The 6,577-nt window shown below is 32.8% G+C and carries 5 protein-coding genes; 4 read left to right on the forward strand and 1 reads right to left on the reverse strand.

Annotated elements, in window-relative coordinates; translation table 11 throughout:
• The first annotated feature begins 264 nt into the window (after positions 1 to 264).
• Complete coding sequence (locus MR593_RS08780) at positions 265 to 1,494, forward strand: PDDEXK-like family protein (protein WP_290691970.1); 1,230 nt, start codon at positions 265 to 267, stop codon at positions 1,492 to 1,494.
• A gap of 225 nt (positions 1,495 to 1,719) precedes the next feature.
• Here the strand turns inward: MR593_RS08780 and MR593_RS08785 are convergent, their stop codons facing one another.
• Positions 1,720 to 2,352, reverse strand: a complete 633-nt coding sequence (locus MR593_RS08785) for an EcsC family protein (RefSeq protein WP_290691972.1) — start codon at positions 2,350 to 2,352, stop codon at positions 1,720 to 1,722.
• Positions 2,353 to 2,900: 548 nt separating this feature from the next.
• Between MR593_RS08785 and MR593_RS08790 the strand changes: the two genes are divergently transcribed.
• Genes MR593_RS08790 through MR593_RS08800 form a run of 3 tightly spaced genes read left to right on the forward strand, consistent with a single transcriptional unit; the run spans position 2,901 to position 6,315 of the window.
• Entirely contained in the window at positions 2,901 to 4,403 is a 1,503-nt protein-coding gene (locus MR593_RS08790) for a histidine kinase N-terminal 7TM domain-containing protein (RefSeq protein ID WP_290691978.1), read from the forward strand.
• On the forward strand, positions 4,400 to 5,683 hold the full coding sequence (locus MR593_RS08795; protein ID WP_290691974.1) for a sensor histidine kinase: 1,284 nt from the start codon (positions 4,400 to 4,402) through the stop codon (positions 5,681 to 5,683). The genes MR593_RS08790 and MR593_RS08795 overlap by 4 nt, the downstream gene beginning before the upstream one ends.
• Entirely contained in the window at positions 5,677 to 6,315 is a 639-nt protein-coding gene (locus MR593_RS08800) for a response regulator transcription factor (RefSeq protein ID WP_290691976.1), read from the forward strand. Before MR593_RS08795 ends, MR593_RS08800 begins: the two co-directional genes overlap by 7 nt.
• The last annotated feature ends 262 nt before the right edge of the window (positions 6,316 to 6,577 follow it).

The raw sequence follows: 6,577 nt of genomic DNA on the forward strand, positions 1-6,577 counted from the left end.
GGTAATGAATATACTGTTTATTCTCAATATCCAAATGGTTCTACATCAGTTTGTAAGTTGTTAGGAATTAGTGTTAATTAAAGTATGAATAATAAAATTCTGAAATTTATTGAGAATTAAAATTAATTAAGGAAAAGCATCTCTACAGAGGTGCTTTTCCTATGCTAATTTTTAGAAAATAAACAATAATTTTGAAAAAAACATCACAAAGTTGTTAAATATAATTACAATGGAAGTAGAAGCTTATCATTAAGGAGAAAATAGATGAAAATAGAATTATTATTATCAGATATAGCACATATTTCGCAAAAATATGAGTTGATAAATAAAAATACAGGTGGATATTTCAACATATTTGATATTCTCAATGTATCTAGAGATGAAGTTTCAATATGTAAATTTATATATGAGCTTATAAGTCCAAATGGGAGCCACTATCAAGGATATACATATTTAAAGCTTTTCGTGGAAAATGTACTTCACATGAAATTTAGCGATTATGAGTATAAAAAAGCTGTTGTTCATAAGGAATATGTGATTTCAAATGGAAGAAGAATTGATTTAGCCATTGAAATAGGGGATAAATACATTCCTATAGAGGTGAAAATTTATGCCAAGGATCAGTATAAGCAATGCTTTGATTACTATAAGTTTTATTCTAAAAATTCAAATGTATTTTATTTGACTTTAGATGGGAAAGCTCCAAGTGTGGAAAGTGCGAAAGGATTGACTCGAGTTAGAGGTGGTGGATACGAAGAGGTAAGTCAAATATCTTTTGAAAAGGAAATTTTAGACTGGTTAAATCAGTGTATTTCACAGGCTGAAACTATAAAAATAGCGCCAATTAGAGAAACTATATTACAGTTTATAGGAGTGGTGAGAAGTATGACAAATCAATTAATAGAAGAAAAAGAAGAAGAAATAGTAAGCATAATATCATCTTCAAAGGAAAACATAAAAACTGCAATTGAGATAGAAAAAAGCTTAAAAACATGTAAGATAAATATGATAAAGAAGGTTTTAGAATCAATAGAGAATCGCCTTGATAGTGTATCTAATCTAGAAAATAAATTGGAGAGATATTCTTATAAAAGCAATAATTATAGCCTTGTAAATACATACTATAATAAAAAAAGTTCTACTTATCCAGGTCTTAGTTATTTTATCAAAAAATTGGATGATGAAGTAGATTTGTTGTTGCGATTTGAGATAGATCACCGTCTATATGTAGGATTTTGTACTTCAAAAAATGGTAAGGCAGAGGGACAACAGTTAGATGAAGATCAGGTAGATAAATTATTGTTTGATTGTGGAAATAATATTGGCGGTTGGTGGATTTATTGGGAGTACTTACCAGAAGGTAGTGAATCTTTATCTCCGAACTTTAAAGATTTCAACGAAGCGTATTTTGATTTATTTGATGAAAATAAGTTTGAGCAATTTATTGATTTATGCGAAGAGAGTATTTTAAAGGTTTTACAAAAATTAAAGTAACAAATAATATCTTAATTTGTAAATATAGATAGGGCTATAGCAAAATAAGCTTTGCGATAGCCCTTTATTAATATATCATAAATATAGTTTATTTAATATTTGTATTATGTATAGATTTGAAAGTTTTTATTAATATGTAATTTACTGCAATTTTTCATTAAATGTACGATACAAAATTAAATTTTGTGTATGGTCTTAGTATTTAATAATTAAAAATCTTTCAAATTATCCTCTATAATACTTTATTGCAAGTTTTCCAACAGCTTGTGTTGCAGTCCAATCAAATGCAAATCCTACTGGAGCACCTACTAGAGGAACCATTTTCATAAAACTTGTCATAGATTTTTCTCCTGCTTTAGTGATAATTTTTTGTCCAACAACCTTCCATATTTTAACCATAACATCCCTAGTTATATATTTATCAACTGCCTTTTTAGTGATATTTTTGGATATTTCGATTCCAAATCGTTTGAGAGCCTCTTTTGCGGAATCTCCAGCTAAGATTATATATAAATCTGTTTTTAAATCTTTCGTATCTTTTGTATGACCGTAAATATATGCAATAGAAAATGCCATTGATGCTTGAATTCTCCATGAACATACTAAATCAGCAGGAATACTTACTGGTAAAGTAATAAGCCCACCAAGGCCTGTAAAACCTCCAATAAGACCACTTTTTATTGATTTGCGGTGCAATACTTTTTTGGATAATTCATCAGAACTAATTCCTGGATTTTGCTCATGTAATTTATTTACATATGATTCTATTGTGACAGAATCTGTAGATATTACAAAGTCCATAACAGTTTCCAGAGCATTTTGTAATTCTTCTTTAGATGGCAATGCTATATCTTTCATATTTAAATTTCCTCCTAAATTAATAATTTACCTATATATAATGTTTCTGTTTCTTATTATATATTATATAATCATTGTGTATATATTTAACAACTTTGTGATGCAGGTTTTATAGTTATTAGGAAATATTTAAATATAATTCCATATAAATAATTATTTGATTTTTTATAGATAAATAGGAATTTCAAGGGTTATACTATATTTATAGATATAACTCTTTTGTTTTACTGTGAAAAATTAAAGAGCAGTAGATCTTTAATATTATAAGCAAATGCACAGTAATTACAAAAAATCACTATCACAAAGTTGTTAAATATAATTACAATAGAAGTATAAGCTTATCATCAAGGTGAAGATAAATAAAAATACAGGGGGTAGGGGAAAATATGCAAAAGACACATAAAAAATTAATCATGTATTCTATCGGTGTTTCACTACTTTTAATAATTGCATATCTTTGTAGATATAATACATTTATTCATACGGAAGATCCACTGAAGTTGACTCTACTTATTCTAATTCGCAATGTAATTCATATATCGTTAGTTATGGCATGGTGTGTGTCTTTGAATAGACGAATTATGAAAAAACAGATTCGTCAGATTCTGGTGTCTGTTGGTGTGATGTTGATTATTTGGTTGACTGTCCGTGTATGTAAATGGGAGTTTATAGGGGATGCTGATACTACAATAGGACGTTATTGTTGGTACGCGTATTATATAGCGATGATATTTATCCCGTTGCTTGGCGTTTTTGTTGTCAGTTATATAGGAAAACCGGAGAATTACAAAACACCGAGCTGGATGAATTATCTGTTTATTCCAGCAGCTCTTCTGCTTCTTTGTGTTTTTACCAATGACTTTCATGAGATGGTATTTTATTTTCCAGTGGGAAAAGATATCGATTATGATGTTTATGAATATGGAATCATGTATTTCGTCGTGATGGCATGGATAATTTTTCTTAGTATTTATTTTGTAGTGATGCTTTTGAAAAAAAGCCGTACACCGGGAAAAAATCCTTTAAAGAGTATGCCTTGTTTTGTTATTGCAGTTGCAGTAGTATTTTGGGTGCTTTACAGTGTAATGAGAATAAAATGTGACTTAACAGCGATAGACTGTATAATTATAATTTCGTTGATAGAAAGTGCGATTCAAAGTGGATTGCTTCCTTCAAACAGCAACTATAAAGAGTTATTTACAATATCTACTGTAGCGGCACAGATTGTCGACGATGATTATAAACCTCGCTTCACATCTAGCTCAGCACAACCTATTAGCGAGAAACTCATGAGAAGTGCGGAAATAGAGCCTGTTAAATATCAGAACTCCATCCTCCACAGCAAAAGGATTTCTGGAGGATATGTTCTTTGGTATGATGATATAAGTACAATCATTGATTTACAGGAAAAGCTTCAAGAAATACAAGAACAGCTCAGTGCAAACAACGAGTTACTTAAGGCAGAAGTGGAGTTGAAGAAGCAAAAAATAAAGGCGGAGGAAAAGAGTAAGCTTTATGACCGTATTGCAAAGGAGGTTTCGCCACAGATTTCTAAGGTAAGAGAATATTTAAATCAAGCTAATCACAAGCCAGAGCTTGCAAAGAGTCTAATCTCAAAAATCTGTGTAATAGGTGCATATATCAAGCGCCGTGGAAATCTGCTTTTGCTAGGTGAAGAGAGCTCTGAGATTTCGGCAAAGGAACTTGAGTATTGCCTCAAAGAATCTTTAGATAATCTGAATTTATGTGATACTATAACTTCCCTTGACAGCAATTGTGAGGCAACAGTCTTGTTGAAAAATGCAGTTTTAGTTTACGACCTTTATGAAAAGATTGTGGAAGCACTGCTATCTGATATGAATGCAATGCTTATAAGGTTGTCATGTAATACAGGCGACATCAGTCTTCGTATTCAGATTGGATGCAATCAGAAAATTGCAGAAGAAATAATTTCTGAGCTTGCAGTTTCTGAAGCTATTATCGATTACGAAATACAGGACGAGGATGTTATGATAGATGTGTTTATTTCTAGAGGAGGAAAAGTACAATGAGTTTTTATGAGCTGAATCCAGAACCAAGAGCATTGCTAATTACTACATTTTTTATTTTGATTTGTACTAGTATGTACTGTATTCCGATAGTTTATCGAAGAAATAAATTACTTCCTAAAATACTAGTGCCTTGCTGTAGTATGTTGTGTTTAGCAGTAACAGCTCTTCTCGCTGCAATTTTTCGTACAATAGATGAAGGCTTAATCATGTCACCTTACAGTAAATGGATAATTGAAATACCCGTAGTTTTTCTACTTTTGTTGATGCTTGCTATTGCTATGTATCTTGTATTTATAATTATAAGAGAATATGATTATTGCAGGCATTCTATTACAAGCTCGTCAATTAAGGAGAGTATCGACCATTTGACGACGGGACTGTGCTTTGCTCGCCCTGATGGTGTGGTTGTACTTATGAATCATCGTATGGATGAGCTATGTCACCAGATTATTGGGACTGCTCTTCAAAACGCAAATCTGTGTTGGGAGATATTATCCCACGGTGAGAATTTGCAAAATGTCGAGCGATTATCTGAAGGAGACCAGCCGTCCTTTTGCTTATCAGATGGAACCGTGTGGACGTTTAAAAAAGAAATATTAGATGGAGTGTTTCAGTTGAGTGCAGCAGATACAACACAGGAATACAAACTGGTTGATCAATTAAAAGAGAAAAACAAAGAACTTCGAGCTATGAACCTAAGAATCCGTCAATATGGCGAAAAGGTCGATGACTACACAAGAGAAAAGGAACGCCTAGAAACCAAGGTAAATATTCACAATCAGCTAGGTCAGGTACTTCTTGTGTCACGTCATTACCTGAAGAATCACAACAGCAACACAAAAGAGATACTAGATATGTGGAAACGCAATATAGAAATGCTCAGCATGCAAGCAGAATCAGCTTCTGCTACAGACCAGTTTCAAACAATTCTAGAAGTTGCACGCTCAGCAGGTATCACAGTTGAAATTGAGGGTGAAGCTCCAAAAGAAAAAGAACTCAAACAGTTGTTTACTACAGCTAGTATAGAAGCATTGACTAATGCAGTCCGTCATGCCGATGCAAAACATATACACATAAAATTATCGCAGACTGAGCATACATTTATTATAAGCTTTTCAAATGACGGAAAACTACCTGCAGAGAAAATAACAGAAGGCGGTGGACTTAGCTCCTTGCGTAAAAAGGTGGAGCAGCACTTTGGAGAAATGGAAATAACAACTATTCCTCAGTTTACTCTGACGCTGAGGCTGAGAAAAGAAGGAGGCAGTGTAACATGGTAAAAGTACTGATTGTAGAAGATGACCCTATGGCGCGCAAGCTTTTAGAAATTTTTATCAAGGATAGTGAAAACTATGAGCTTGTAAATTCAATAGAAAGTGCAGCTATGGCAGAATTTTACTGCCTGACAAATCCCGTCGATGTAATTCTGATGGATGTATGCACCGCTATGGACTCGAATGGACTGGAGGCTGCCGAAAAAATTAAGAGCAAATTTCCAGCGATTAAGGTGATTATTATTACGAGTCAGCCTGAATGTAGCTTTATCGACAGGGCACACGCTATTGGCGTTGACAGCTTTTGGTATAAAGAGGCAGAGGCAGAAAAAATACTCGAGGTACTCGACCGCACCATGGCAGGCGAATCTGTATATCCAGATAGCAGATTATCACTTAAAATAGGAGAGGCATTCAGTGAGGAATTTTCCGAGCGCGAACTGGAAATCCTTCGAGAATTGATCGACGGAGAAACAGATGCAGCCATTGCAAATAAGCTCCATCTATCTCTGCGCACAGTCAAAGGATACATACAGGACATGCGTCTCAAAACAGGATTTAGAAATAGAACCGAGCTTGCCGTTCGTGTCAGAGAAAGCGGTCTTGTAATTAACGAGCATAAAAATAAAGAAGAATAAAAATATTCAAGTCTCATCTGTACGAAAATTTGCACTAAAGTACGTTATGAAGAAAAATAATTTTTGTTATTATATATAGTATATTGGGGTACTGTTGTATTTTTTAAAAAATTTTAAACAAAATACGATAATAGAGAAAGGATATTATATATGATAAAAGTAGTAAATTCTTATAGTGAAAATGCAAAAGAGCTTTATGATAATTGTAATTTGTATTATAACGAGAATATATTTATAGCTGAATATAATTTTCCAAATAAAG

It is taken from the genome of Intestinibacter sp. (assembly GCF_022780145.1).
Taxonomy (GTDB): domain Bacteria; phylum Bacillota; class Clostridia; order Peptostreptococcales; family Peptostreptococcaceae; genus Intestinibacter.

Excerpts from the sequence above, each read along its gene's own strand:
- MR593_RS08780 (WP_290691970.1), top strand. The coding sequence starts at position 265 with ATGAAAATAGAATTATTATTATCAGATATAGCACATATTTCGCAAAAA.
- MR593_RS08785 (WP_290691972.1), bottom strand. The coding sequence starts at position 2,352 with ATGAAAGATATAGCATTGCCATCTAAAGAAGAATTACAAAATGCTCTG.
- MR593_RS08790 (WP_290691978.1), top strand. The coding sequence starts at position 2,901 with ATGGCATGGTGTGTGTCTTTGAATAGACGAATTATGAAAAAACAGATT.
- MR593_RS08795 (WP_290691974.1), top strand. The coding sequence starts at position 4,400 with ATGAGTTTTTATGAGCTGAATCCAGAACCAAGAGCATTGCTAATTACT.
- MR593_RS08800 (WP_290691976.1), top strand. The coding sequence starts at position 5,677 with ATGGTAAAAGTACTGATTGTAGAAGATGACCCTATGGCGCGCAAGCTT.